This window comes from Faecalibacterium sp. BIOML-A1, from assembly GCF_009679715.1.
GTDB lineage: Bacteria > Bacillota > Clostridia > Oscillospirales > Ruminococcaceae > Faecalibacterium > Faecalibacterium taiwanense.
The window spans coordinates 71,116-95,788 of sequence record NZ_WKZJ01000007.1 but is presented as its reverse complement, the minus strand read 5'-3'; the positions used below and the strand labels follow the sequence as shown (position 1 = coordinate 95,788).

Here is a 24,673-nt window from a genome sequence, read left to right as displayed (position 1 = left end):
CTCCTATTGCTCAAAATGTTCCCATCAGAAGCGTTGCCAGATACCCCAGATAAAAGAACGGCCCGAACGGCAATCCATCCTTACGGGATGCTTTTTTGCAAATCAACAGCACGATTGCCACCAGTGCCGCCGCAACGTGTGATGTCAGCAGAAAGCTGAAAGTCCCGTAAACGCCAAAGATAAGGGCTGCTGCGGTGATCATCTTTATATCGCCGTATCCGACACCGCCGTGCGAAGCCATTCTGACCAGAAAGAACACCAAGAAAAACACACCTGCCGAAACAAGTCCGTTTACCATCATAGCAACCGCATCCATCCCGCTGAACAGGAAATCCAGGAGCGTACATCCTGCAAACACCGCCGCCGTACCAAGCACGACCTGATTCGGTATCCGGCGGCTCAGGGCATCCGTATAAGCCGCCGCCGCAAGGAACGCCCCCAGCAGCAACAACCGCAGCAGATTGGGCAGGTATGTGCCCACACGCAATATCAACAAAAAGCCGCTCGCAAAACCGCCCACACCAGCTAGCAGAAGCGCCGCCAGCCACTTTTTTCGGTCAGATGGTTCTAGTCCTGTTTTCTTTCTTGCGATGCAGACTGCCGCAAGGGTCAATACTGCTCCGCATCCCGCAACGATCCATTCCATTGTGATTCCTCATATATATTGTTTATTTGTTTCGTTTCCCATAGGTCGCACCCATAATAAGAGCACGGCCCATGGGAAACGAATCTTACCCCGCAAAAGGCAAGATTCGCTTAGATTTATATTCAACTATTTACTTTATTTAACAGTCGAATTCAAACCTCCAACCGTGTTGCCAATCTGATTTACCTGAGAGTCTGCAGTGCTGACGATTTTCTTTGCATAGTTCACCAAAATGCCAACCAAGACCAGACCAACAGCCACCAGGATAATGGTGATGATGATGTCGAGGCCCTCGTCCTCTTCACGCATTTTCTGCAGCTCGTTCTTTGCCATGTTAGCGCCGACCAAAGCCTTGATGTAGATCTTGTTTATAAACTTATTCATAAAATATTCCTCCTGAGAATTTATTTATATAAGCAGACGGTCTGCCTATATCCACTTTTAAATCGCCATATCCATGCCGGACATGGCTGCCACCATGATGATGAGAATTACACCAATCAGAACGATAGTCGTGGGGGCCAGCAGCTGTGCAGCGGCATCATCGCCCTTGCGCAGCAACATCTGCCGCCGCTGGGACATCAGCTCATCGGCCTGCTGGCGCATCACAGCGGTCACGTCTGACCCACCCTTTTCGATGTTCTGGATAATGATGCTTGCAAACTTGCGCACTTCCGGCGAACCAGTGCGGACACCAAAGTTGTAGATTGCTTCTGCGCTGGCCATACCGTTGTCCATTTCACGGCAGGCTTCCTGCATCAACTCATAAATGATGCCCTGCTTGCTTTTTGCAACGATATACCACGCCTCTTTCAGAATCATACCGCAGTTCATCAGCAGAGTTAGCTTGGATACCACATTGGAAAACTCCATCATGCATTCCGTGCTGCGCTTCTGGAGCTGATTGCTCATCTCATTTGCGCCGTTGGAATAAATAACTGCCACCATGGCAACACCTGCCACCAGCACAGCAAACAGCATATAGCCATCCATGAATACAGCGGCGCAGAATGCCAAAGCCAGCACCAGCAGGGACATTGATAAGGTTCGTGCCCAGTACAGCCGCGCCCAGTATTCCACAAAGCGCCCACCGTTTTCAGGATGCAGGATAGCCGAGGCCGATATCATCTTTTTGCCCACTGCCGAATCCATCGAAAACATCGGCATCTGCTGCATGGCAAACCCAGCTGCCCACAGTTCTTTATCGCTGAATTCTTTTTCCGGCACACCCTCAATGCGCCAGTCCTCTTTTTTGCCGCGCATCGTCAGCAGGATAAAAAGAACTGCCAAGACCGTGCCTATCGCCAGACAAATCATTTTTACAATCAGCATTCCTCTTTACCTCACCGCAATGATTTTCTGTCCCCAGATGTAGGCGATGGCAAACAGTACCAATGCACCTGTCACAGCTGCAACGCCTACCGGAGAAGCCAGATTCTGTGCAAATGTCTCGTTGGCACTACGCATCAGCGCAACAATGAGCACCGGAGCCAGCATAATGATATTCAGCTCCATTTCATTTGCATGGATCTTCGCCTGGATTTCATCCTCCACTTCCATCCGCTCGCAGATGATATCGTGGGTCTGGTTGATGACGCGGCTCATGTTACCGCCGGGGCCGTAGCAGACCTGAAATACATTATTAAAATCCTGTATCTCCTCCACGCCGCTGCGTTTAGCAAAATCATCCATCATGACATCCAGTGTCACATTGATCTGCTCTGCACGGCGGAACTGATCCAGCTCTTTGGAGATCAACGCATCATCAGAATACTGCATACACATATCCGTATACGCCGTGCTGAACGCATCGCGCACAGTGCTGTTAGCCGCCAAAGAAGCGGTCAACGATTCCAACATATCGCGGAACTGCCGCCGCAGCGTATCCCGGCGTTTTTCTGCCAGCTGGCGGCTGCGCACAGGAAGGAATACCTTGCCAACGAGCAATCCCACTATTACAAAGGCCGCCGAATTGCTGATATACGTCAGCAGTGTCGGCACACCGTCCTCCTGAAACAGACCGCCATAGAAAAACTGACTCACCACACCGCCAACCAGAAATGCCGCCACGAAATACAGCACCGATTCGCTCTTTGTCATCTCATAGTTGTGGTAATCCAGAACCTTTTCGTTCAGTGGATTCGTCGTCCACTGGGAGACTTTTTCTTTCGTTCTGGCGAGCTTTCCGACTTTTGTCTTTTCCGCATTCTGTTCTTTTTTCATCCGATCATTCCTCTCTGTTCCCAATCACTTTTACTTTGCTGTCGGGATGTCTTCCAGCAGGAAGCCAGCACGTGTCCATTTGTCCGTCTGTATCATGGGATTTTCTGTCCGCACCAACGCTCCCGAAACATGCTGCAGCGTAGAGTTTTCGTCCTCCCGGAACTCAAACAGCGGATTCAGTCTGATATCACCCTTCTCGTCCAGATGAGGGAGGATCTCACTGACCATCATCGTTTTGCGGCTGTGGTCGCGCAGGCGGGACAGATGGATCATGATATCCACCGCACTGGATATCTGCTGCCGGATAGCTTTCAGCGGAAGGGCCGCCTCGCCCTGCAGCACCATCGTTTCCAGACGGCTCAGCATATCCTCCGCTGAGTTCGCATGTCCGGTCGAAAGGCTTCCATCGTGGCCCGTATTCATGGCCTGAAGCATATCCAGTGCCTCTGCGCCGCGAACCTCGCCCACAATGATGCGGTCCGGACGCATACGCAGGCTGGAACGGATCAGGCTCTGGATGTCGATTTTTTTGCTTTCTCCCGAAGATGCCGTTGCATTGCGTGTCTCAAGGCGCACGATATTGGGGATCTGCGTAATTTGTAGCTCTGCAGAATCCTCAATGGTAATGATACGCTCATCATGAGGGATGTAGCTGGAAAGGGCATTCAGGAATGTCGTTTTTCCGCTGCCTGTACCGCCTGCAATAAAAATGTTATATCGTGCTTTTACCAATTTTTGAAGGAACTGTGCAACCTCCGGGGTGATGGAGCCGTATTCCAGCAGCTTTTCCATGGTCATAGGCTGCTTGGAAAACTTTCGGATGGTAACAGTAGAACCGCTCAGTGCAATCGGCGAAAGCACTACATTCACACGACTGCCATCTTCCAGACGGGTATCCACGATAGGATTTGCTTCCGAGACCTCACGATGTGCCTTACCAACGATCAGATCTATCACACGGCGAAGTTCCTGTTCATCCTTGAAATGCTTATCCACCCGGGTCAAACGACCCTTGCGCTCCACAAAAATATTGTCTGGGCCGTTTATCATGACCTCCGTGATATCTTCATCCGCAAGGATGGAATCCAGCAGACCGCCAAGGCCGCGGTACATTTTATAAATGCTGTTGACCGTATCCATCTTCTGAATTGGAAGCAGATAATCTCCTCTGCTTTCTCGATCCACCAAAGAGGTGATTGCTTTCAGCAACTCTTCATCGGTCATCCGCGTGGGCTGTAACTCCCGGTTGATGGCTTCCAAGACTCTGGTGCGAAGGTCTTTCAGTTCCTCTGTTGTCATCTGTTCCTCCTTACCGTCGTCAAATCATCCGGGAGTAGACACTGCTCATCCGCAATTCCCGGATGATGCGCTTTTTATCCGCATTCTGATAGCGTGGAATCGTCCCCAGTTCACTTGCATACTTTGGCAGTGCCAGTTTTTGGCCCGTAGAGCCGAACCTATTAAAGATTACGCCCATCTTACCGACGATCAATTTTTCGTCCATGCTGTCGATGGCTTCCAGCGAATCCAGCAGTTTACTACTCTTTTCGTTTCCTTCTGCTGTGCTGTCACTGACGATGACTGTCCAATCCGCAAGACGAATCAGTTTGAGCAGCATCGGGGAGAGCGTGCCGTCCGCACTGATGACACATCGTTCGCAGATACCCTTGATTGCTTGTATCAGGTTCTCTACACTTTCCGCATCAAAATTCATCGCACTGACAGGAAGGTCGAACGGTGCGAAAGAATACACCTCAGTTTCGTTGTCCTGCTTCAGCATACTCTGCAATTTCATCTGCAACTGTCCTTGGTCTTTGCCGCCCAGCTGACGCCACATGCTAATCTCATACATCACATCCGTCATAGAGCTTCCGCATATATCAAAGGAATCGTTGCACGCATTCTGTTTCAGTGTGAAGCAGACCGTATTTTTCCCCTGTGCCGCCATTGCCGCCGCACAGCCCGCTGCCGCTGTGCCGCTGCCTGCACCACCTGCTCCATTGATAAACAGAACGACCTGTCCATTCGCCTGCATCTCAAAGCTCGATGCTCCATGGCCGCGTTTTGCCGCCATGCTCTGAAATTCCCGGAAGATCTCGCTGGCCTTCTGGTAACGGAAGACCACCGGATATCCGTTTCGTTTCTGCTCGTGTTTCTCCGTGCTCCAGAAAGCAAGCTCCATATTACGGCTGTACTCTTCCGGCTCTGGCAGGAGATCTTCCTCCGCAACCAGAAGATCCATCCGCCCACCTCTCGACAATTGCTTCCGCAAAGCCTCTTCCTTCGTGAAAAGATAGATTTCAAACTGCACGGTCTCATTAGCGTGTGCACTATAATAATTTGCAAGCCGTGCAATATAGTTTTCGTCCTTATCTAAAAAACCTACCCGAACAATCATGTTGTCAACCTCACTTTTTGCATTGAGCATAAGTGTACCATCTTGCTGTCGCAGAGTAGCTTACTCTGCGACAGGATTTTTTAACTAAATTTTACCGCCAATCATTCATACAGTCAAGAGAAAGAGGCTCAAAACCTGAGAAGATGCAGAAAAATGTTAGAGACAATCGACGATTTTGCCAAAAATAATAAAATTTAATTGTATACTCCGTCCAATAAGCCGTCGACAAAAGAGAAAGGAAGATTTCGATGTCAAGGAAAGGATTGAACATCTACAAAAGAAAGGATGGCCGGTGGGAAGCACGCTACATAAAGTCGCGAACCGCTCAAGGTAAACCTTTATATGGCTATTTGTATGCATCATCGTATCACGAAGCACGTAACCGTTTGCAGGATGTGATTCGACTTCAAGGCAACGCCCCTAATTCTAAAGAGATGAGTAAAGGTTCAGTCTTTGAGTTCTTCTCTATAGAGTGGCTTGATACCTTTTCAACAAGCTTTAAAGAGTCAACCTATATCCGTTATCGCACTCTAATAAGGTGTTATCTGATGCCGTATTTCCAGACAGCAAAAATCGAGAGCATTACGAGGGAACATGTGCTGGATTTTTGTAAAGAGATTGAAACACATGGTAAAAGGGATGGAACAGCTCTTTCGACTAAAACGGTTTCTGACATTCTTTCTGTTCTTCGCCGTATCTTGCATTACGCAAAGGCTCAGAACATACCAGTAGACTCTGCGATTTTTGACATACGGATAAAACAAACACCGAAACCCTTGCCCGTTTTGAGCTTGTCCGAACAGTTGACGCTTCAGAAATATCTAATAGGCCACCCCGATTGTCTGAATCTCGGCATCCTCTTATGTCTGTTCACTGGTATCCGAATCGGAGAGCTGTGTGCGTTGACATGGGACAAGATTTCTCTTTCTGAGAGAAATCTTTGTATTTGCCAAACGATGCAGCGCATTCAGACTCGAATACCTGAATCTCAAAAAACACATATACTCATTTCATCCCCCAAAAGCAGCTCTGCAAATCGGACGATTCCGGTTTCGCATATGTTGTTTGAATATCTGAATATGTACCCGTTAGGCAAGACCGGTTACTTTCTGAGTGGCTCGTCATCTAGGCTGATTGAACCACGCTGCGTTCAGCGCCGGTTTCATAAGATTCTCATGGCATGTGGTCTAGAAAATCGAAATTTTCATGTTCTTCGGCACACATTCGCTACCCGTTGTGTGGAAGCGAGAATCGACATCAAAACTCTGAGTGAGATTTTGGGGCATTCATCTGTTACCATCACAATGAACCGGTATGTTCATCCTTCGTTGGAGTTGAAGAGAGAAACAATGGAACAGTTGGCCGATTTCATCTCCGTCAAATAAGCCGTCGTTTCGAAATATCAAACGATTCAAGGTAATTTTGTTGTCGGTATCGCAGAGTAAGCTACTCTGCGACAGGAAACACAAACCATGAATGTAAAAATTCATGGTTTTTATTTTTTCCATTTTCTTTTAGTCTATCACAGGTAGTTGATTATATCAATTAAAAATAATAGATTTAATCGTTCGGTTTCGGCTATGCTCTCGACTACAATAGAGTTGAGAAGGATGGTGGTGGCCATGTACGAAGAACAGTTTTCTAAGAGGCTTACTGAGCTGCGCACACAGAAGGGTGTGTCTGCAAGAGACATGAGCCTCTCAATCGGGCAGAATCCCGGCTATATTCGTGCAATCGAAAGTGGTACTTCCTTTCCGACGATGGCAAATTTCTTTTACATCTGCGAATATTTCAACATTACTCCACAAGAATTTTTTAATTTCGGCGAGGAAACCTCCAATGGAATGAATGCACTTGTTGACCAGCTAAAACAGTTCGATGCCGAGCAGATCAATGCACTTACGGCTTTTATAAAAACAATCGTAAAAAAGTAAATTATCAAAGAACTTAATACTTGGTAAACCTACCGAAAGATAGGAACACAAAGCCAAATGGGTCTAAAATCTCATATACGAGGTCATGACAGCCGATTGCTTTTTGAATGGGATAATTTTATCCCTCTACCATGTTAGAACCGTCTGTGAAGATTTCAACTCACAGGCGGTTTTTGTTTTTGAAAGCAAAATGATGGGGCGTTCTTCAGCTTATGCGGTGGAGAGATGGCTTTTATATAGACAGCATCAGGGATTCACCGTATCGAATGGAGAAGGCCCGGATGCTGCTTTTTGTTTAGGAGGTATTGTTATGCGGCAACTTGATCAGGTGTGCGAAAGTCCTGATTCCGAGAATATCCAGTGCGCTCTTGATTTTGAAAACACAATGAACAATCTGGAAACGCAGCTGTATTATCGCCACCTGCCGCCAAAAGAGGTGGCACTTTGCGTCATGGAAGCGGCCTGTAAATTCTATGATGCCGACTGGTGCGGTCTGATTCAGGTTGATCTGGATTTGGGGCTGTGGAAGCCACTCTGGTGGCACAATGAATGCCAAGAAGATAAAACTACTATCCTTACAAATGAGTTTGAATCGTCTGAATTTCTCGACCGCTGGGTAAAGGCAGTGCGCAGAGGAACTCCCATGGTTGTGCCCGATGCCGAAGAGGTTAAAGACCTCTATCCAGATGAGTACCAACTCTATGAGCGTCTGGGAATCAAGTCTGTCCTTGCAATTCCTTTGGAGCCTCGGCAAATCGCCCTGATTGCCGTGCGCAACCCTCAGCGGTACACCCATCAGACCAGTATGCTTAAACTTCTGGCCTATGTGTTACTGGCGGCATACAACGATAAGCGAATGGCTGACAGTCTGAGCATGGCATTCTCGCCAGAAAATATCAAGAGCAGCCATGATGTCTTCATCAGCTTGTTCGGAGAATTGAAAATCCACACTTCCCACGGTGTCCTGCCGGAGTCTGACCTGAAATCTCCTAAAATCAGCCGTCTGCTGACCTTTATGCTGCTTTCCAATAAGAAAGCCCTTTCATCGTTGGAAATCGTACAGGAAATCTGGCCAGAAGAACTGGAGGATAAGGACGAACCCGGAAAAAAGGTCAAACAGCTCGTTTACCGGCTGCGGCAAGCATTCAGCATTATCTCGGATGAGCAGCTGATTCTCTCCACGCCGTCTGGCTACCAATTCAACCCCGACCTCCATATCACGACCGATTTTCAGCGGTTCGATGAGTTGTGCATTGCAGCCGCAAAAGCCACTTCTGCTATAAATAAGGTGAGATTGCTCGAAAAAGCGGCATCATTGTATCAGGGCAAACTTCTTTCTGCTGCCAATGGCGAACATTGGCTGGTTCACTACGCAAACCGATACCACCTCGCATTTATGAGTACAGTTAATGAACTGCTGAAGCAATTGATGGACTTCCACGCATACGATCTGCTTCATCGGGATGCTGCACTGGCCCTGACCATCGCGCCGGAAAACACAAAAGCCTACTATTGGCTTATTCGCTCGTACCAGAAGCAGCACATGGACGAGATGGCAGCGGGCGAGCTTGCGGCTGCAAAGCAGAAACTGCCCGAAGATGAGTATCAGAAACTGCTCATTTCGCTCGAACGATAAAACAACGTAGTTTCGCTATATGACTTTCATGTGACCTTCATGCGACTTCTGCGTGACCCGATTTTTTCAAAAATCGCCCCATGTGACTTTCATAAGACCGTCATGTGACTTCTGTAAGACCCTCGTGTGCTATGATAGCAAGGCAAAGCCTTGTTGTCTGGCTGCGAAGGCTTTATTTTTTGTCCTTTTTTAGCCGGATAAACCGCTTTTGACCTGTAACGAAGAAAAATATATCGAAAGCCTGAGATGCATTAAAGGCTGAGGATACTCATATTGCTTTCCATCTACGGATGGAAAACAGTGTCTGTACCCTTTTCTTTAATGCGTCTCTTTTTTTGCGCCCAAAGAAAAGCCAGTGCCCTGTCCAGCAGTGAGGTGTCCTCATCCTCCGCATCCAGCGGAAAGGACACTTCATGTTTCTTTTTGCCCTCTTTTCGTGGCTGGAACTGGCCGCAAAGTATCCCTAGAATCTCCAAATTTTCAATTTTTTACGAATTATCGAAAATTTGGAGGTCAACAATGGAATTTAATAACGGCAACGAACGTCGAAAACTGAACAAAAAGTGGGAACGGCTGCGTGTGCAGTACCAACAGGCGGGAATGAGTGAAGATGCAATCCAAGCCATGTATGATTTTGATTTGGGCGTTCTCAATAGTGAGCGTTCCTACGTTGCAAACACACTGGCAATCGTTGACGATGGTGATGACAACACGGGAAGGAAATCTTCTGACTTTAAGCAGTATGAAAAGGCAATTACTGTAACCGATACTTACCACGAGACCCGGACTCGGTTTGCATGGGTAGGCGAAATCAAAGACAAGCGTTTGCAAGAAGGGTTAGAAAAACTCTCCGATGAAGAACTTCGGCTTATCACGCTGTATTTCCGCGACGAATATAGTACCGTAGAATTATCTAAAGTTTATGGCATTGCACAGCAAAATATTAGCAAGCGAATCTTGAAAATTACTAAATTTTTGAAGAAGTTTGGATTTTTAGGTGTAGATTGAGGCTTCTCGATGGCTCGTAAGTGAGGGGACAATTCACCAGACGGCTCTCGCCGCTGGTGATATGTCCACACTCACGGACCTTGAAAGCTGAATAGTTCAATTTACAATGACAGAAAACAACAACCGCGTCTGCTGCTTGTACCGCGTTTCCACCGATAAGCAGGTGGATTTCACTTCCAACCATGAAGCTGACCTGCCCATGCAGCGAAAGGCTTGCCATAAGTTCGCTGAATCGAAGGGCTGGGTCATCGTCCATGAAGAACAGGAAGAAGGCGTGTCCGGCCACAAAGTCCGGGCCGCCGCCCGCGACAAGCTGCAAATCATCAAGGACTATGCCCGGAGGGGCAAGTTTGACATCCTGCTGGTGTTCATGTTCGACCGTATCGGTCGTATCGCAGATGAAACTCCCTTTGTTGTGGAATGGTTTGTACGGAACGGCATCCGGGTATGGAGTACCCAAGAGGGTGAGCAGCGTTTCGACAACCACACTGACAAACTGCTGAACTACATCCGATTCTGGCAGGCGGACGGAGAAAGCGAAAAGACTTCCGTCCGTACCCGCACCAGTCTGCGCCAGCTTGTAGAAGAAGGTCACTTCAAGGGCGGAAATGCGCCTTATGGCTATGACCTTGTACGGAGTGGGCGTATCAACAAGCGCAAGCATGAACTGTACGAACTGCACATCAACGAACAGGAAGCTGCCGTAGTGCGGATTGTCTTTGACAAGTATGTGTATGAGGGCTACGGCCCGCAGCACATTGCTACCTATCTGAACAATTCTGGCTATCGCGCAAGGTCTGGAAAGTGCTGGCACCCATCCAGTATTCGGGGGATGGTACAAAACCTGACCTACACCGGCGTTCTCCGTTGTGGGGATGCACGGTCAGAATTGATGCCGGATTTGCAGATTGTCCCGCAGGAACAGTTTGAAAACGCACAGCGCATTCGGAATGAACGCTCTGTGCGCTCAACTGCGGAAGCCGAAAATCGCCTTCCTTTGAACATCCATGGGAAGTCGCTGCTTGCCGGCAACGCTTACTGCGGACACTGCGGTGCAAAGCTGGAACTGACCAGCAGCCGTAAATGGCGAAAAATGGCAGATGGTTCGTTAGACGATACGCTGCGTATTCGCTATACCTGTTACGGAAAGCTCCGCAAGCAGACCAACTGCACCGGGCAGACGGGATATACCGTCCACATTCTGGATGAGATCATTGATAAAGCTGTCCGCCAGATTTTCTCCAAGATGAGGGGTATCCCCAAAGAGCAGATCGTTACAAAACGCTATGAAAAAGAGAATGCGGAACGCAAGAATCATCTGCAAGACCTTCAGACACAGCGGAACAAGGCAGAAAAAGACCTGTTGGCACTGAAAACCGAGGTTTTAGCTTGCATCAAAGGTGAAAGCGTGTTACCGAGAGAAACCCTTGCCGAAATGATTACAGCGCAGGAAGAGAAACTCACGGAGCTGGAAAACCTTTGCGAAGCGGCCAGTGAAGAACTGGAGAAAACGGCTGAGCTGATGGATAAAGTGTCGCGGCTGTATGATGAACTGATTTCTTATGCTGACCTGTACGACAGTGCAAATTTTGAAGCGAAGAAGATGATCGTCAACCAGCTCATCCGCAGGGTAGACGTATATCGCGGATACCAGATCAACATCTCGTTCAACTTCGACCTTACTCCGTACATCGAGGGGGAGTGATACGTCCGCCTGCAAAACAGTCGGGCATCGAACAAGTATTTTCAAAAACAACGAAACAGCAAGAATTGGGGGTTGCCGTCCATGCGCCTGCAAAATCAGACTTTTGACTGATTTTTTCCGTAGCCTCCAAGAAATCAAAAAGAAAAGCACCATACTTCAAACGAAGTACAGTGCTTTTTTGGTGGAGAATACCGGGATCGAACCGGTGACCTCTTGCATGCCATGCAAGCGCTCTCCCAGCTGAGCTAATCCCCCATAAAATCCAAGAAGCGAACCTCTTGGATGGAGTTTTTTGTTGGGAATTGATTGTCGCAGGACTATCTGACTGGGGGTGTGTTTTGATACCAACCGGGCTCCCAGCTGAGCTAATCCCCCAGATGTTCGTGCCGTGCCTGACGACGTGATTTATTATATCAGCACATCCGGGAGTTGTCAACTGTTTTTTGAAAAATTCTGCAGCAGTTTGTCTGCCATCGGGAAATTGTTTTTGAATGGGTTATTCTCATTCCATCCCTGCGCCGTTTTCCCACAGCCTGCTACGTTTTTATGCAAACAAAAACCCCGCACAAAACAATTGCTTGTCTTGTGCGGGGCCTCTCTAGCTCTTTTACCTGACACAACAAACGCTATGTCAAATCAAACTATCTATCCTATTCAGGAAAGATTAGTTATTAGAGAGTGGGCAGAGTGCCTTTCTTAGTTTCCAGACCGATGGAGCCGCTGCCCAGGGTGTAGATAGCGGACAGGCCGCCCAGGATCTGCATGCCAGCGTTCAGAGCGCCAACAGCAAAGCCCCAGTTGCCGCCGAAGGTGTTGTAGCCCTTGTTGTAAGCCTTATCCAGATTCTTAACAGAGAAGCCGATCACATCGCCGGGAACGTAGTTGCCATCGAACAGCTGGCTCAGAATGGAGTTGGTGTACGCATCCAGGAAAGAGTTGCCAACGATCTTGATCACGTTGGTAGAAACGTTCTGCCAGTTAGCAGTGGTCATAGCAGGAGCCAGGACATCAACCAGGCTACCACCAACAACGTAGGTCATCTCGTTTTCTGCAACAGCAGAGAAGTTTGCAGGCATCATCATAATGAATTTCTCCCTTCAAATTTAGAAAGATATTTGCAAGCCATTTGTTTGGCTTACGTCCCTTACTAGGATGGCAATAATATACCACACTTTCCAGAAATGTTCAAGTACTTTTTTGAAAAAAATGTGAAAAATGTGATAGACTGTGAAAATCCGGTCTCAAAATTCTTACAGAAGCCGCTTTTTTGCACACAGCGACATGGTTTTTTGCAGAATTGGAAGATACTGGAATTTGAAAGGGATCGTGTATGAAAACCGTGATCTATCTGGACGAACTGCTGCTGACGAACTTTCTGGCCGCAGCAGCGCTGCTTTTGGGCGCAGGGCTTTTGTGTGCGCGGCAGTGCAGCGGCCTGCGGCTGATGGCGGGCAGTGCGGCAGCGGCAGCAGCTTCGCTGGGCATTCTGCTGCCGGAGCTGCCCGGCCCTGCAGCTTTCCTTTATAAGGTGTTCACCTGCTGTGCTGCTGTAGCTGCGGCTTACGGCGTGCCGGGCCTGCGCAATTTTGTGCAGCTGTGTGTGTGGTATCTGCTGCTGAACCTGCTGCTGTGCGGAGCCGTGCTGCTGCCCGGAGTGCAAAGCGCAAATCTCTGCGTCTATCTGCCGCTGTCCCCGGGCCGGCTGCTGCTGTGCTGCGGTGCAGTGCTTGCCGTGCTGCGCGGCGTACTGTTCTGCTTTGGCCGTGCAGGCACCCGCTGCTTTGCCGCTGTGCTGGAGCTGGAAGGTGCAGTCCTCTCCGTACAGGCTTTCTGCGACACCGGCTTCTCAGTGCAGGACCCGCTGACCGGGCAGGCAGTGGTTCTGGTCTATTACCCTGCCGTGCGCAGCGCCCTGCCGCAGGAGCTGCGCACGTTCCTGGACCGTTATTTTGCCTGCGGCACGGCACCGCCGCCGGAGCTGCGGGTGCGGCTGGTGCCCTGCACCACCATTGCCGGGCACTGTGTGCTGCCTGCCGTTCCGGCCAAGACCCTGCGCACCAGCAAAGGCAGTGCAGCGGGCATTCTGGCCGCATTCTGCCGCCCGGAAACGCAGCAGCCATGGACAGCTCTGCTGGGCAGCGAACTGGCCGTACAGCTGGGCATCCGCTGAGAAGCGCTTGATGCGATCGATACTTATAGATGTACAGGAGGGGTATTCATGTTTCATGTTCTGCACCGGTTCTGGCGTTGGCTCCTTGCACGGCTGAGCTATTGCGGCGGCGCACATTTTCTGGCGGGCGCGCCCAGCCTGCCCCCGCCCCTGACCCCGGAACAGGAAAAGGTCCTGCTGGCCCGTATGGCTGCAGGCGATGCCGCTGCCCGGGACGACCTGATCACCCACAACCTGCGGCTGGTGGTGTACCTTGCCAAAAAGTATGAAAGCAGCGGTGTGCCTGCCGAGGACATGATCAGCATTGGCACCATCGGGCTGATCAAGGCGGTGAACACCTTCACGCCGGAGCGCAGCATCAAGCTGGCCACCTACGCCAGCCGCTGCATCGGCAATGAAATTCTGATGTACTTACGCAAAAGCTCCAACCGCCGTCAGGAAGCCAGCATCGACGAACCGCTGAACGTGGATGGCGACGGCAACGAGCTGCTGCTTTCTGATATTCTGGGCAGTGATGAGAACCAGATCAGCCAGCGGCTGGAACAGGATGCGGAGCGCGCCGTGCTGCGCCGGGCCGTGGACAGCCTGTCCCCGCGGGAACGGCAGATCATGGAGCTGCGCTTTGGTCTGGCGGACGGCATTGAGCGCACCCAGAAGGAGGCCGCCGACGCACTGGGCATCAGCCAAAGCTACATTTCCCGGCTGGAAAAACGGATCATCCATACCTTAAAAGTACAATTGGAAAACGAGTGAGGTGAAAAAACGCGGACTGCCGCCCGCTGGGCTTGACAATCCGCGCTGATTCGCGCATAATAAAGCTACAAAAGGCGCTGGCCCTGCAAACGGCTAGTTCCTTACCGGATTAGTCAAGAAAAGATGACCGCTCGGATTGGGACTCGAGGCGGTCATTTTTTATTTTGCCGCGCTTTCCTGCCAAACGGGAAAGCGCACAGTTTTTTCCACGCATACAATGCCGCTTCGCATCCCATACTCCCGGTGAAGATCAAAACAGACCGGGGGCGTTTGGATGTACAACAAAGTGGAGCTGTGCGGCATGAACACTGCAAAGCTACCTGTGCTGACCGAAGCCGAAAAGCGGGAACTGCTGGCCCGCGCCCACGCCGGTGATGCGGCAGCCCGGGAACAAATGGTGGAAGGCAACCTGCGGCTGGTGCTCAGCGTGGTGCAGCGGTTCGCCCAGCGCGGCGAAAATCTGGACGACCTGTTTCAGGTGGGGTGCATTGGGCTTATCAAGGCCATCGATCATTTTGACCCCGCCCAGCCGGTGCGCTTTTCCACCTACGGCGTTCCCATGATCATTGGGGAGATCCGGCGTTTTCTGCGGGACAACAATGCCCTGCGGGTGAGCCGCAGCCTGCGGGATACCGCCTACCGGGCCATGCAGAGCCGCGAAGCGCTGGAAAAGCAGCTGGGCCGCGAGCCGACCATGGACGAGATCGCGCAGGCGGCGGGCCTTGCCCGGCGCGAAGTGACGGCGGCGCTGGAATCGGTGGTGGAGCCGATCAGTCTGGAAGAGCCGGTGTACACCGATGGCGGCGATGCGATGTATGTGATCGATCAGGTGCGGGACCCGGACGGCGAGGACAGCTGGATCAGCGGGCTGCAGTTCCGGCAGACCGTGGCCGGGCTGACCCCGCGGGAAAAGCGGATCATGGAGCTGCGCTACCTGCAGGGCAAGACCCAGATGGAGGTGGCGCAGGAGATCGGCATCAGTCAGGCACAGGTCAGCCGGTTGGAAAAAGGCGCACTGAGCCAGTTCCGCACCCGGGACTGAACCTAAAAAAGGCGGCACAGCTTCCGTTTTGTTCGGAAGTGTGCCGTCTTTTATCTGCGGCTGTATTTGCGCCGGGTGGCCGCACCGCCGCGCAGATGCCGCTCTGCCTTATTGCAGGCCAGAACCGCACGCACCTGCCGGAACAGCTCCGGCTGCAGCGTCCGCAGCCGCACCGCAACATCCTTGTGCACGGTGGACTTGCTGCACCCGAACACCGCTGCCGCCGCACGCACTGTGGCCCGGTTGGCCGCGATATATTCGCCCAGCTGTACCGCCCTCTGTTCGGGGTCTCCCTTCATATCCAGACTCCTCCCATTGTGAACTTATGGTACAGCCTATGCACAGGCCGGGGCAGATATGTTCCGCCGGGGCTTGACTTTTGCGCCGGACGCGCTATACTTTTGCATGGACATAAAAACAGGGGTGCCGAAAGGCTGAGATCCGCGTTTTGCGGAGTACCCTTTTACCAGACCGGACAATGCCGGCGTGGGAGTTTGCAGAACTGTCCGTTCTTTCACAAACCCCGTGCGCCTGCTGGAAAGCGGGCGCATTTTGTTTTTGTGTACTATTGTTCTGAGAAGAGGAATCCCTATGACCAAAACCTATTCCAAGACCCGCATTCTGGTGGAGGGTGCGCTGATGATCGCCCTGTCCACCGTTTTGAGCATGATCCAGATCCCGCTCATGCCCCACGGCGGTTCCATCACCCTGTTCAGCATGGTGCCCATTCTGGTAATGAGCTACCGCCACGGCGCAAAGTGGGGCATCATGACCGCTTTCGTCAACAGCCTGATCCAGCTTGTGCAGGGCCTTGGCAACCTGGCATACTGCCAGACCCTCACGGCACAGGTGGGCTGCGTGCTGCTGGACTACCTTCTGGCCTTCACGGTGCTGGGCTTTGCCTGCCTGATCGCAAAGCCTTTCCGCAGCCGCACCGTGGGTGTCGGTGTCAGCGCCTTTGTGGTGTGCCTGCTGCGCTTTTTGTGCAGCTTTCTGTCCGGTTACATCGTCTGGAAGGACTACGACTACGCTTTCAGCTGGATGACCGAGATCGGCTTTCCCGGCATCTCCAACATGAGCGTGGACGGTCTGTGCTGGCTGTACAGTGCCGTGTACAACGCCACCTACATGCTGCCCGAAGCCATTCTGACCACGGTCCTTGTGGTGATCCTGATCCGTGTCGCACCGCAGATCTTCGACCCGCAGAACGCAAGAGCGTAAGTTTTTTCGCAGTCATTTTTCCCGCCGGGAAGGGCATTTCCCCGGCGGGAATTTTTTTTGCAGAAAATCCCAAAAAAGCTGTTGACAATCCGGCAAAGCGCTGGTATAATTACTCCTGTCGTCAGGCACGGCACAAACATCTGGGGGATTAGCTCAGCTGGGAGAGCGCTTGCATGGCATGCAAGAGGTCACCGGTTCGATCCCGGTATTCTCCACCAGAAGGAAAAGCACCGCACGGAAACGTGTGGTGTTTTTTGTTGTTACCGACCAAAGGAGAAACTATGAGCTACGCGATCGTATTCAGCAGTAAAACAGGCAACACAAAATTATTGGCAGACACGCTGCACGCCTGTCTGCCACAGGAAAACTGCTGCTATTTTGGCACCCCGGACCCTGCTGCCATGAAAGCAGACGACCTCTATGTGGGCTTCTGGACAGACAAGGGAAACGCTGACGAAAGCACTTTGGACTTTTTGAAGCAGCTGCACGGCAAAAATATCTTCCTTTTTGGCACCGCCGGCTTTGGCGGCAGTGAGGAGTATTTCAACAAGATCCTGAAAAAGGTGGAGCGTTCACTGGACAGGAGCAACACAGTCTTCGGCCGTTATATGTGTCAGGGCAAGATGCCGCTTTCGGTACGCCAGCGGTATGAGGGCATGAAAAAGCAGCCGATCCATCTGCCCAATCTGGATGCACTGATCGAGAATTTTGACAACGCCCTTTCTCACCCGGATGCAGAAGATCTGGAACGGTTAAAGCAGGCGGTAAAATGATAAAAAGGCAGCGGTTTTCCTCAAACAGAGGAAGCCGTTGCCTTTTTTGCTTAGCGGATGATCCTACGCTCCTGCCTGCGGCTCCGCGGTTCTTATCCCACGCTTCTTTTATAAAAGAACAGGTACTGCTGCACGATGCCTGCTTCCAGCCCGAACTGCGGGAACGGGTCCTGCCCGGCAAACTCGTCCCGGATGAGCCGTTCGATCCAGACATCCACCGGCACACGGCCCACACGGCCATAGCCGAACAGACACACGCAGTTTGCCACCTTTTTGCCCACACCGTCCAGTTCCATCAAACGGGCAAAAAGTGCTTCATCGGGCAGGGAAGCCAGCTTCTTCAGGTCCAGTGTGCCCTCTGCCGCCTGCTGCGCCGCATGCAGCACGTAGCGGGTGCGGTAGCCAAGACCGCACTCCTGCAGCGCCTGCTCCCCGGCACAGCAGAGCGCTTCTGCTGTCGGGAACGCATACACCGGCCCTTCGCTATCGCTGCCCAGCCGCTCGCCAAACCGCTCCGAAAGCAGCTCTACCGCCCTGCGGATAGCCGGGATGCTCTTTCGCTGCGAGATGATGAAGCTGACCAGCATCTCCCACTCATCCTGACGCAGCACCCGGATGCCCCGGCCATATTCCATGGCACGCTGCAGAAAGTCGTCCCGGCTGTCCAGCTTTCCGCGCAGGGCGGCATAGCTGCGGCCAAGGTCGAAGTAACCGTGCCAGAAGGTTTCCCATGCGCCCGGCTCACACCGCACCGTGTAGGTTCCGCTGCGCAGTGGTCTGAGGTAAAGCAGCTGTCTCCCGGAAACAAACCGATACCAGCCCTCCGCCTGCTTCCGGGGGCGAAAGCACTGGCCGCTTGCCAGAATTTTGTCCGGGTCGAAATCATCCCGGATCTGAACCGTTTTCTCTTCCAGCTCCATTGCCCCCATCACAGCTCCAGCTCCCGGTACACTTCGCCTTCCAGCGTTTTCCAAAGGAAAGTCTCCCCTTCCAGTGTCATATAGCTATGTGCACTCCCTTCCTTCGGGATGCTCACAGAACCGGGGTTCAGGTAGAGATTGCCTTCGCCGAACTCTGTCCACGCCGGAATGTGGGTGTGGCCATGCAGCAGGACATCCCCCGGAGCCAGCGGCGGCAGGTTTTTCAGGTTGTGCACATGACCGTGGGTAGCGTAAACGAGCCGCCTGCCCACCGGCAGCACCGCATAGTCGGCCAGAATGGGAAAATCCAGCACCATCTGATCCACCTCAGCGTCACAGTTGCCCCGCACGCACAAAAGCGCCGGCTTCAGCCCGTTCAGGAGCGGGATGACCTCCTTCGGGGCATAGCCCTCCGGCAGGTCGTTGCGGGGGCCGTGATACAAAAGATCCCCCAGCAAAAGCAGCCGGTCTGCTCTCTCCCGCTCAAACGCTTTGATCATTTTTTTGCAATAAAACGCCGACCCGTGCAGGTCGGATGCGATCATCCATTTCATGGCAGGATTCTCCTTATTTTATAAAGTATCTATTTTTATTTTAGCCTCCCGGTGAAAAATGGTCAAGTCTATAAAAGTCATACTTTATCCGTTTGACCTCTTGACATCTGCCGGAAGCCGTGTTATCCTACAGTTAATAAAATTCGTGTGGATTTTTACAGCAGTATGCTACTTTTCGCCACACAATGACTTCAAAAGAGCCATTGTGTGGCTTTTTTGCGTCTGCTTTTATCTTCGAGCAGTCTCGCCCTGACGATTCCGCGGCTGCAGTAATTCATTCCTTTTCTCTACAGGAGCAATGCAAACACTATGAACGAGACCTTTATGAAAGAAAAACCGGTGCTGCCGCTGTTGGTATCCATGGCGCTGCCCAATGTTATTTCCATGCTGGTGAACAGTCTGTACAACATTGTAGACAGCCTGTTTGTGGCCCGCATCAGCGAAGACGCCATGACTGCGTTGTCGCTGGTGTTCCCGATCCAGAATTTTGCCAACGCCATCGCCATCGGCTTCGGTATCGGCATCAATGCCATGATCGCACTGTACCTTGGCGCGGGCGACCACAAAAAGGCCGAGACTGCCGCCACCCACGGTATGGCGCTGAGCCTGATGCACGGCATTCTCATCACCATTGTCAGCATTGTCATCATGCCGGGCTTTTTGCGCCGGTTCACCAGCGACGCAGGCCTGATCGCATCCGGCATCACCTACTCCACCATCGTATTCCTGTTTGCCACCATCAACATGGCGGCACTGGCCTTTGAAAAGATGTTTCAGGCCGTGGGCCGCATGAAGGTGACTATGGCGGCGCTGATCTTTGGCTGTGTGTGCAACATCCTTCTGGACCCCATCCTGATCTTCGGCCTTGGCCCGGTGCCTGCCATGGGCATTGCGGGTGCGGCCCTTGCCACCGGCATCGGCCAGCTGCTGAGCCTGTGCGTTTACCTCTTCGTTTACGTCCGTACTGAGCTGCCTATCCGACTGCGCCGCAGCTGCCTGCGCCCGGATGCCGCACTGGACGGCAAACTGTATGCCATCGGCGTGCCGGCCATCCTCAATCTGGCCCTGCCCTCTCTGCTGGTCACCTTCCTGAACGGCCTGCTGGCGGGCTTTTCCCAGAGCTACGTGGTGGTGCTGGGCATTTACTACAAGCTGCAGACCTTCCTGTATCTGCCCGCCAACGGCATCGTACAGGGTATGCGCCCGCTCATTGGCTACAATTACGGTGCCAAACAGCACGCCCGCGTGAAAAAGCTCTACGAACTCACCCTCATCATGAGTGCTGCCATCATGGCTGCGGGCACGGTCATCTGTCTGTTCGCTTCCCGCCCGCTGATGCAGCTGTTCACCTCCAACCCCGAAACCGTCGCCATCGGCCAGACTGCCCTGCGCATCATCTGTCTGGGCTTTGTGGTTTCTGCCGTATCCACCACCTCTTCCGGTGCACTGGAAGGCCTTGGCAAGGGCGCAGAATCGCTGGTCATCTCGCTGTGTCGCTACATCGTATTCATCATGCCGCTGGCCGCTGTGCTGTGCCATTTCCTTGGTGCCAACGGCGTGTGGCATGCATTCTGGATCACCGAAGTGCTGTCCGCCATCGTGGCTTACCCGGTGTACCGCAAGGCAGTTGGAAAGTGCTGAGCCTTCTTGAAAGCGCTGGACGGCGAAGACCGAGTAAAATAAAATAGTTTCAAGCAGTTGAGGGAGAGTTTGCCAAAAACCCTCCCTCTTTTTTGTGCATTTTATTTGACAGTACGCAAAAACTGCGGTAAAATAAGATGTTTGTTTTCCGGCATTTCGGCTGGAAAAGCGCAATTTAACAGAGGATGTGGGAAAAATATGATCGAGACGATCACGGCCGTCAATCAGGCGGTCAACCAATTCATCTGGGGCGTGCCCGCCATGGTGTGCATCATCGGCGTGGGCCTGCTCCTGAGTGTTCGCACGGGCTTTTTGCAGATCCGCAAATTTCCCTACGCCATCAAGACCACCATCGGACGCATGTTCCGCAAAAAAGACGCTTCCGATGGTGCCATGACTCCCTTTCAGGCGGTGTGCACCGCGCTGGCCGGTACCGTGGGCACCGGCAACATTGCCGGTGTGGCAGGCGCGATCGCCATTGGCGGACCGGGTGCCGTGTTCTGGATGTGGTGTTCTGCCCTGCTGGGCATGTGCACCAAGTTTGCCGAGGTCACGCTGGCGGTGCACTACCGTGAGCGCAGCGAGACGGGCGAATGGGTAGGCGGCCCCATGTACTACATTAAAAACGGCTTGAGCAAGCATTGGCAGTTTCTTGCTGTGCTGTATTCCCTGTTTGGCGTGCTGACCGTGTTTGGCACCGGCAATGCCACACAGGTAAATACCATCGTTGCCGCTATCGATACCGCTCTGCTGGAGTACGGCGTGGTGGGCGGCGGTGCGCTTTCTACCCTGAACCTCGTGGTTGGCATCGCAGTGGCCATGCTGGTGGCCATGGTGCTGCTGGGCGGCATCAAGCGCATTGGCAGCGTGAGCGAAAAGCTGGTGCCCTTTATGGCTCTGTTCTACATCGTGCTGTCCGTGGGCGTTATGGTGCTGAACTTTGAGCGCCTGCCCTATGTGTTCGAGTCCATCATTGCGGGTGCGTTCAACCCGGCAGCGTTCACCGGCGGCACCATCGGCAGCCTGTTCGTCAGTATGCAGAAGGGTGTGTCCCGCGGCATTTTCTCCAACGAGGCCGGCCTTGGCACCGGTTCCATTGCCCACGCCTGCGCCGACACCAAAAAGCCGGTCAAGCAGGGCATGTTCGGCATCTTTGAAGTGTTTGCCGATACCATCGTCATCTGCACCCTGACTGCCATGGTCATTCTGTGCAGCGGCACCACCGTGAACTACGGCACCGCCGCCGGTGCAGAGCTGACCATCAGCGGCTTTACCACCACCTACGGCGGCTGGGCTTCCATCTTTACCGCTGTGGCCCTGTGCTGCTTTGCTTTTTCCACCATCATCGGCTGGGGCCTGTATGGTTCCCGGTTCCTGGTGTTCCTGTGCCGCAGCGATAAGGTGGCAAAGCCCTTCTTTCTGGTCTACTCCTTTGTGTCCATTCTGGGCGCAACGATGGATCTGGGCCTGCTGTGGAGCATCGCCGATACCTTCAACGGCCTGATGAGCATTCCGAACCTGCTCGCGTTGCTGCTGCTTTCCGGCACGGTGGTCAGGCTGACCAAAGAATTTTTTGCATCGGAGGGCTGATTGCCCACAACAAAAAGAGGCTGCTGCACTTTCGGCTAAAACGATGTGCAACAGCCTCTTTTGTTATTCGGGCAGGTGTACCGGTACCCGCGCCACACAGTGCACCCAGCAATCGCCGTCCTTGCGGGTATTTCCTGCCGCGGGAGCGGGTGGTGCGCCTGTGGGAGGGCTTCAAAAAGCGTCTCGGCCTTTGCCGATAAAAGCATCCGAACATGCGAAAAAGCTGTTGCAAGACAGCTCTCCAAAAACATTGTACGAAACCCGGAACTTTTTCAGGGCTAAACAGCTCTAAAAAGGTTCCGGGTCTTTGATTTTTCGCAATTTCCCTGCGCAGGCTGCTACCGCATTTTTTCAATCCCCTTATTCTGCCCGCGTCCGGCTCTTTTCAACCCGGACAGTTCATGTTACAATATACATTAGAAAAAAAAATGAATCGAGGGAATGAACCTTGGATTTTTATGGTACCATCGGCCCGGCCTGCGCACAGCCGGCGATCTTGCAGCACATGGTGGAAGCCGGCATGACCGGCATCCGCATGAATCTTTCCCACGGGCCGCTGGCGGCGCACACCGACTGGCTGGCCATGATCCGCGCAGCCGGCATCCGTCAGCTGCTGATCGACCTGCAGGGGCCGGAACTGCGCATCGGCACGCTGGCAGAGCCTGTTGCTCTGGTTGAGGGCAGCTCTGTACGCCTTGGCGCAGACGGCGTACCTTGCCCGGCAGCTCTGATACAGGCGGCTGCGCCCGGACAGCAGCTTCTGCTGGACGACGGCAAGCTTCTGGTGCAGGTCACACAGGCATTGCCGGAAGCCCTTGTGTGCACCGTGGTGCGCGGCGGCACCCTGCAGAGCCGCAAAAGCATTGCTGCACCGGGCCTTGCGGTGCCCTCGCCTACCCTGACGGAGGAAGACCTGCAGAACCTGAAAATTGCAAAGCAGTGCGGTGTTACCGGTGTGATGCTGCCTTTTGTGCGCGGCAAAGCAGATATTCTGGCCCTGCGCCATGCGCTGGAAGAAGCCGGGGCTGCGGATATCCGTATCTTTGCCAAAATTGAAAACATGACCGGTGTGCGTGCCCTGCCGGAATTCATCCACCTTGTGGATGAGGTGGTGATCGCCCGCGGAGACCTTGGCAATGCCATGCCGCTGAGGGAGCTGCCCCGCTGCCAGAAGCAGCTTTCCGCCGCCTGCCGGGCTGCAGGCGTGCCCTTTATGGTAGTGACCCAGATGCTGGACAGCATGTGCACCCGCGCCGTGCCCACCCGTGCCGAGGTGAGTGACATTTACAACGCCGTGCTGGACGGCGCGGCCAGCGTGATGCTGACCGGTGAGACTGCTGCCGGACAGTACCCGATGCAGGCCATGGAATATCTGGTGCGCACAGCGCAGACAGCCCTTGCCTGACCTTTGCGGAGTTTTTGCGCAAAAGGGATGGCGCATTGTGTCAGAATACGGTATAATAGACGTAAATATTTCTTGTTCAGAAAGGTTTTTTGCTATGGGAATCGTTGTGCTCGGTGCTGTTTTTGTGGATATCAAAGGCTATCCCCTTTCCGCCTATATTCCGGGCGGGCGCAATGCCGGCCGCATTGAGCAGGTACACGGCGGAGTGAGCCGCAACGTGGTGGAGGATATCGCCAATGTAGAGCTGCGCCCTACCTTTGTCAGTCTGGTGGACGACACCGGCATGGGACAGGATGTGATCAACAAGCTGGAGAACCACAAGGTGAACACCAAGTACATCCAGCGCGTGCCAGACGGCATGGGCACCTGGCTGGCCATCTTTGACAACGACGGCGATGTGCATGCAGCCATTTCCAAGCGGCCGGACACCACTCCCCTCACCGGCCTTTTAAAGGAAAAGGGCGACGAGATCTTTGCCGACTGCGATGCCATTGCGCTGGAGCTGGATCTGGAAAAAGATACTGTAAAACAGGTGCTGCACTACGCCAAAAAGTACAACAAAAAGGTTTTTGCGGCCATTTCCAACATGAGTATTGCCATGGAGCGCCGGGATTTCCTGCAGCAGATCGATTGCTTTGTGTGCAACCAGCAGGAAGCCGGGCTTCTGTTCTCCGATGATTACGGCCATCTGGCCCCGGACGAGATGTGCAGGGTTCTGGCCGCCAATGTGCACAGCGCCAACATTCCCAGTATGGTGATCACCATGGGCGGTCAGGGTGCCGTATATGCCCGCGCCAACGGCGAGTGCGGCGTGGTGCCTGCCAAGAAGGTGGATGTGATCGACACCACCGGCGCAGGCGATGCCTTCTTTGCCGGCACCACCATCGGCCTGACCTACGGCAAAACGCTGGCCGAGTCCTGCGAGATCGGCAGCCGACTGGCCGCATCGGTCATCTGCATCACCGAGAACGTCTGCCCCCGCTTCCGCCCGCTGGAATTCGGGCTGAACATTCCGGTGGTGGATTAAAGTAATATCAGAAAGCCGGGCAGACTG

Annotated in this window: 24 protein-coding genes, 2 tRNA genes and 2 riboswitches; of the genes, 15 read left to right on the top strand and 11 right to left on the bottom strand. The window is 52.8% G+C overall.

The window, feature by feature from the left end; all coding sequences use genetic code 11:
- Positions 1 to 10 precede the first annotated feature (10 nt).
- From GKG36_RS09320 to GKG36_RS09295, 6 genes are all read right to left on the bottom strand, one after another.
- Positions 11 to 646: an A24 family peptidase gene (locus tag GKG36_RS09320; RefSeq protein WP_154260402.1), complete on the bottom strand. Its 636-nt coding sequence runs from the start codon at positions 644 to 646 to the stop codon at positions 11 to 13.
- Between the two features lie 135 nt (positions 647 to 781).
- The gene (locus GKG36_RS09315) at positions 782 to 1,030 is read right to left on the bottom strand and encodes a hypothetical protein (RefSeq protein WP_154260400.1); all 249 of its coding nucleotides are present in this window, start codon (positions 1,028 to 1,030) and stop codon (positions 782 to 784) included.
- A gap of 57 nt (positions 1,031 to 1,087) precedes the next feature.
- The gene (locus GKG36_RS09310; protein ID WP_154260398.1) at positions 1,088 to 1,978 is read right to left on the bottom strand and encodes a type II secretion system F family protein; all 891 of its coding nucleotides are present in this window, start codon (positions 1,976 to 1,978) and stop codon (positions 1,088 to 1,090) included.
- A gap of 6 nt (positions 1,979 to 1,984) precedes the next feature.
- Positions 1,985 to 2,869 (bottom strand): hypothetical protein, encoded by an 885-nt coding sequence (locus GKG36_RS09305; RefSeq protein WP_154260396.1) that lies wholly within the window; start codon positions 2,867 to 2,869, stop codon positions 1,985 to 1,987.
- 30 nt (positions 2,870 to 2,899) lie between these two features.
- Entirely contained in the window at positions 2,900 to 4,168 is a 1,269-nt protein-coding gene (locus GKG36_RS09300; RefSeq protein ID WP_154260394.1) for a CpaF family protein, read from the bottom strand.
- Between the two features lie 19 nt (positions 4,169 to 4,187).
- Positions 4,188 to 5,297, bottom strand: a complete 1,110-nt coding sequence (locus tag GKG36_RS09295; RefSeq protein ID WP_154260392.1) for a hypothetical protein — start codon at positions 5,295 to 5,297, stop codon at positions 4,188 to 4,190.
- Positions 5,298 to 5,515: 218 nt separating this feature from the next.
- On the opposite strand from GKG36_RS09295, the gene GKG36_RS09290 reads away from it, so the two are divergent.
- From GKG36_RS09290 to GKG36_RS09270, 5 genes are all read left to right on the top strand, one after another.
- The gene (locus tag GKG36_RS09290; protein WP_154260390.1) at positions 5,516 to 6,652 is read left to right on the top strand and encodes a site-specific integrase; all 1,137 of its coding nucleotides are present in this window, start codon (positions 5,516 to 5,518) and stop codon (positions 6,650 to 6,652) included.
- A 237-nt stretch (positions 6,653 to 6,889) separates the two neighbouring features.
- Positions 6,890 to 7,201 (top strand): helix-turn-helix transcriptional regulator, encoded by a 312-nt coding sequence (locus GKG36_RS09285; RefSeq protein ID WP_154260388.1) that lies wholly within the window; start codon positions 6,890 to 6,892, stop codon positions 7,199 to 7,201.
- A gap of 12 nt (positions 7,202 to 7,213) precedes the next feature.
- Positions 7,214 to 7,305: riboswitch (cyclic di-GMP riboswitch) on the top strand.
- Positions 7,306 to 7,511: 206 nt separating this feature from the next.
- Entirely contained in the window at positions 7,512 to 8,837 is a 1,326-nt protein-coding gene (locus tag GKG36_RS09280; protein WP_154260386.1) for a BTAD domain-containing putative transcriptional regulator, read from the top strand.
- A 519-nt stretch (positions 8,838 to 9,356) separates the two neighbouring features.
- The gene (locus tag GKG36_RS09275) at positions 9,357 to 9,845 is read left to right on the top strand and encodes a sigma-70 family RNA polymerase sigma factor (protein WP_117529633.1); all 489 of its coding nucleotides are present in this window, start codon (positions 9,357 to 9,359) and stop codon (positions 9,843 to 9,845) included.
- 106 nt (positions 9,846 to 9,951) lie between these two features.
- Positions 9,952 to 11,550, top strand: a complete 1,599-nt coding sequence (locus tag GKG36_RS09270; RefSeq protein WP_097792688.1) for a recombinase family protein — start codon at positions 9,952 to 9,954, stop codon at positions 11,548 to 11,550.
- Between the two features lie 179 nt (positions 11,551 to 11,729).
- On the opposite strand, the gene GKG36_RS09265 is transcribed toward GKG36_RS09270, so the two are convergent.
- Positions 11,730 to 11,805 (bottom strand) — tRNA-Ala (locus tag GKG36_RS09265).
- 416 nt (positions 11,806 to 12,221) lie between these two features.
- Positions 12,222 to 12,632, bottom strand: a complete 411-nt coding sequence (locus tag GKG36_RS09260) for a hypothetical protein (protein ID WP_154260384.1) — start codon at positions 12,630 to 12,632, stop codon at positions 12,222 to 12,224.
- Between the two features lie 248 nt (positions 12,633 to 12,880).
- Between GKG36_RS09260 and GKG36_RS09255 the strand changes: the two genes are divergently transcribed.
- From GKG36_RS09255 to sigG, 3 genes are all read left to right on the top strand, one after another.
- Positions 12,881 to 13,720: a sigma-E processing peptidase SpoIIGA gene (locus GKG36_RS09255; protein WP_154260382.1), complete on the top strand. Its 840-nt coding sequence runs from the start codon at positions 12,881 to 12,883 to the stop codon at positions 13,718 to 13,720.
- A 48-nt stretch (positions 13,721 to 13,768) separates the two neighbouring features.
- Entirely contained in the window at positions 13,769 to 14,473 is a 705-nt protein-coding gene (locus GKG36_RS09250) for a sigma-70 family RNA polymerase sigma factor (RefSeq protein ID WP_154260380.1), read from the top strand.
- Positions 14,474 to 14,747: 274 nt separating this feature from the next.
- Positions 14,748 to 15,515, top strand: a complete 768-nt coding sequence (gene sigG / locus GKG36_RS09245) for an RNA polymerase sporulation sigma factor SigG (protein ID WP_154260378.1) — start codon at positions 14,748 to 14,750, stop codon at positions 15,513 to 15,515.
- A 50-nt stretch (positions 15,516 to 15,565) separates the two neighbouring features.
- Here sigG and GKG36_RS09240 read toward each other — a convergent pair whose 3' ends face one another.
- Positions 15,566 to 15,814: a sporulation transcriptional regulator SpoIIID gene (locus tag GKG36_RS09240; protein WP_005945675.1), complete on the bottom strand. Its 249-nt coding sequence runs from the start codon at positions 15,812 to 15,814 to the stop codon at positions 15,566 to 15,568.
- Between the two features lie 110 nt (positions 15,815 to 15,924).
- Positions 15,925 to 16,024: riboswitch (TPP riboswitch) on the top strand.
- Between the two features lie 82 nt (positions 16,025 to 16,106).
- On the opposite strand from GKG36_RS09240, the gene GKG36_RS09235 reads away from it, so the two are divergent.
- The 3 genes from GKG36_RS09235 to bilS all read left to right on the top strand — a co-directional run bounded on the left by GKG36_RS09235 (position 16,107) and on the right by bilS (position 17,509).
- Positions 16,107 to 16,736 carry an energy-coupled thiamine transporter ThiT gene (locus GKG36_RS09235; protein ID WP_097775318.1) on the top strand — a complete coding sequence of 210 codons (630 nt, stop codon included), beginning with the start codon at positions 16,107 to 16,109 and terminating at the stop codon, positions 16,734 to 16,736.
- 142 nt (positions 16,737 to 16,878) lie between these two features.
- Positions 16,879 to 16,954 (top strand) — tRNA-Ala (locus tag GKG36_RS09230).
- Between the two features lie 63 nt (positions 16,955 to 17,017).
- Positions 17,018 to 17,509 carry a flavodoxin family protein BilS gene (gene bilS, locus GKG36_RS09225; protein ID WP_154260376.1) on the top strand — a complete coding sequence of 164 codons (492 nt, stop codon included), beginning with the start codon at positions 17,018 to 17,020 and terminating at the stop codon, positions 17,507 to 17,509.
- 92 nt (positions 17,510 to 17,601) lie between these two features.
- On the opposite strand, the gene GKG36_RS09220 is transcribed toward bilS, so the two are convergent.
- Entirely contained in the window at positions 17,602 to 18,438 is an 837-nt protein-coding gene (locus tag GKG36_RS09220) for a DNA glycosylase (protein ID WP_154260374.1), read from the bottom strand.
- Positions 18,438 to 18,983: a phosphodiesterase gene (gene yfcE / locus GKG36_RS09215; RefSeq protein WP_005945659.1), complete on the bottom strand. Its 546-nt coding sequence runs from the start codon at positions 18,981 to 18,983 to the stop codon at positions 18,438 to 18,440. Before yfcE ends, GKG36_RS09220 begins: the two co-directional genes overlap by 1 nt.
- A gap of 309 nt (positions 18,984 to 19,292) precedes the next feature.
- On the opposite strand from yfcE, the gene GKG36_RS09210 reads away from it, so the two are divergent.
- The 4 genes from GKG36_RS09210 (at position 19,293) to GKG36_RS09195 (ending at position 24,646) form a co-directional block, all read left to right on the top strand.
- A complete protein-coding gene (locus GKG36_RS09210; RefSeq protein WP_097775315.1) occupies positions 19,293 to 20,624 on the top strand; it encodes an MATE family efflux transporter in 1,332 nt (443 codons plus the stop codon).
- Positions 20,625 to 20,822: 198 nt separating this feature from the next.
- The gene (locus tag GKG36_RS09205; RefSeq protein WP_154260372.1) at positions 20,823 to 22,214 is read left to right on the top strand and encodes a sodium:alanine symporter family protein; all 1,392 of its coding nucleotides are present in this window, start codon (positions 20,823 to 20,825) and stop codon (positions 22,212 to 22,214) included.
- A gap of 448 nt (positions 22,215 to 22,662) precedes the next feature.
- On the top strand, positions 22,663 to 23,619 hold the full coding sequence (pyk, locus tag GKG36_RS09200) for a pyruvate kinase (RefSeq protein ID WP_154260370.1): 957 nt from the start codon (positions 22,663 to 22,665) through the stop codon (positions 23,617 to 23,619).
- A 94-nt stretch (positions 23,620 to 23,713) separates the two neighbouring features.
- Positions 23,714 to 24,646 (top strand): carbohydrate kinase family protein, encoded by a 933-nt coding sequence (locus tag GKG36_RS09195; protein ID WP_097775313.1) that lies wholly within the window; start codon positions 23,714 to 23,716, stop codon positions 24,644 to 24,646.
- Positions 24,647 to 24,673 lie beyond the last annotated feature (27 nt).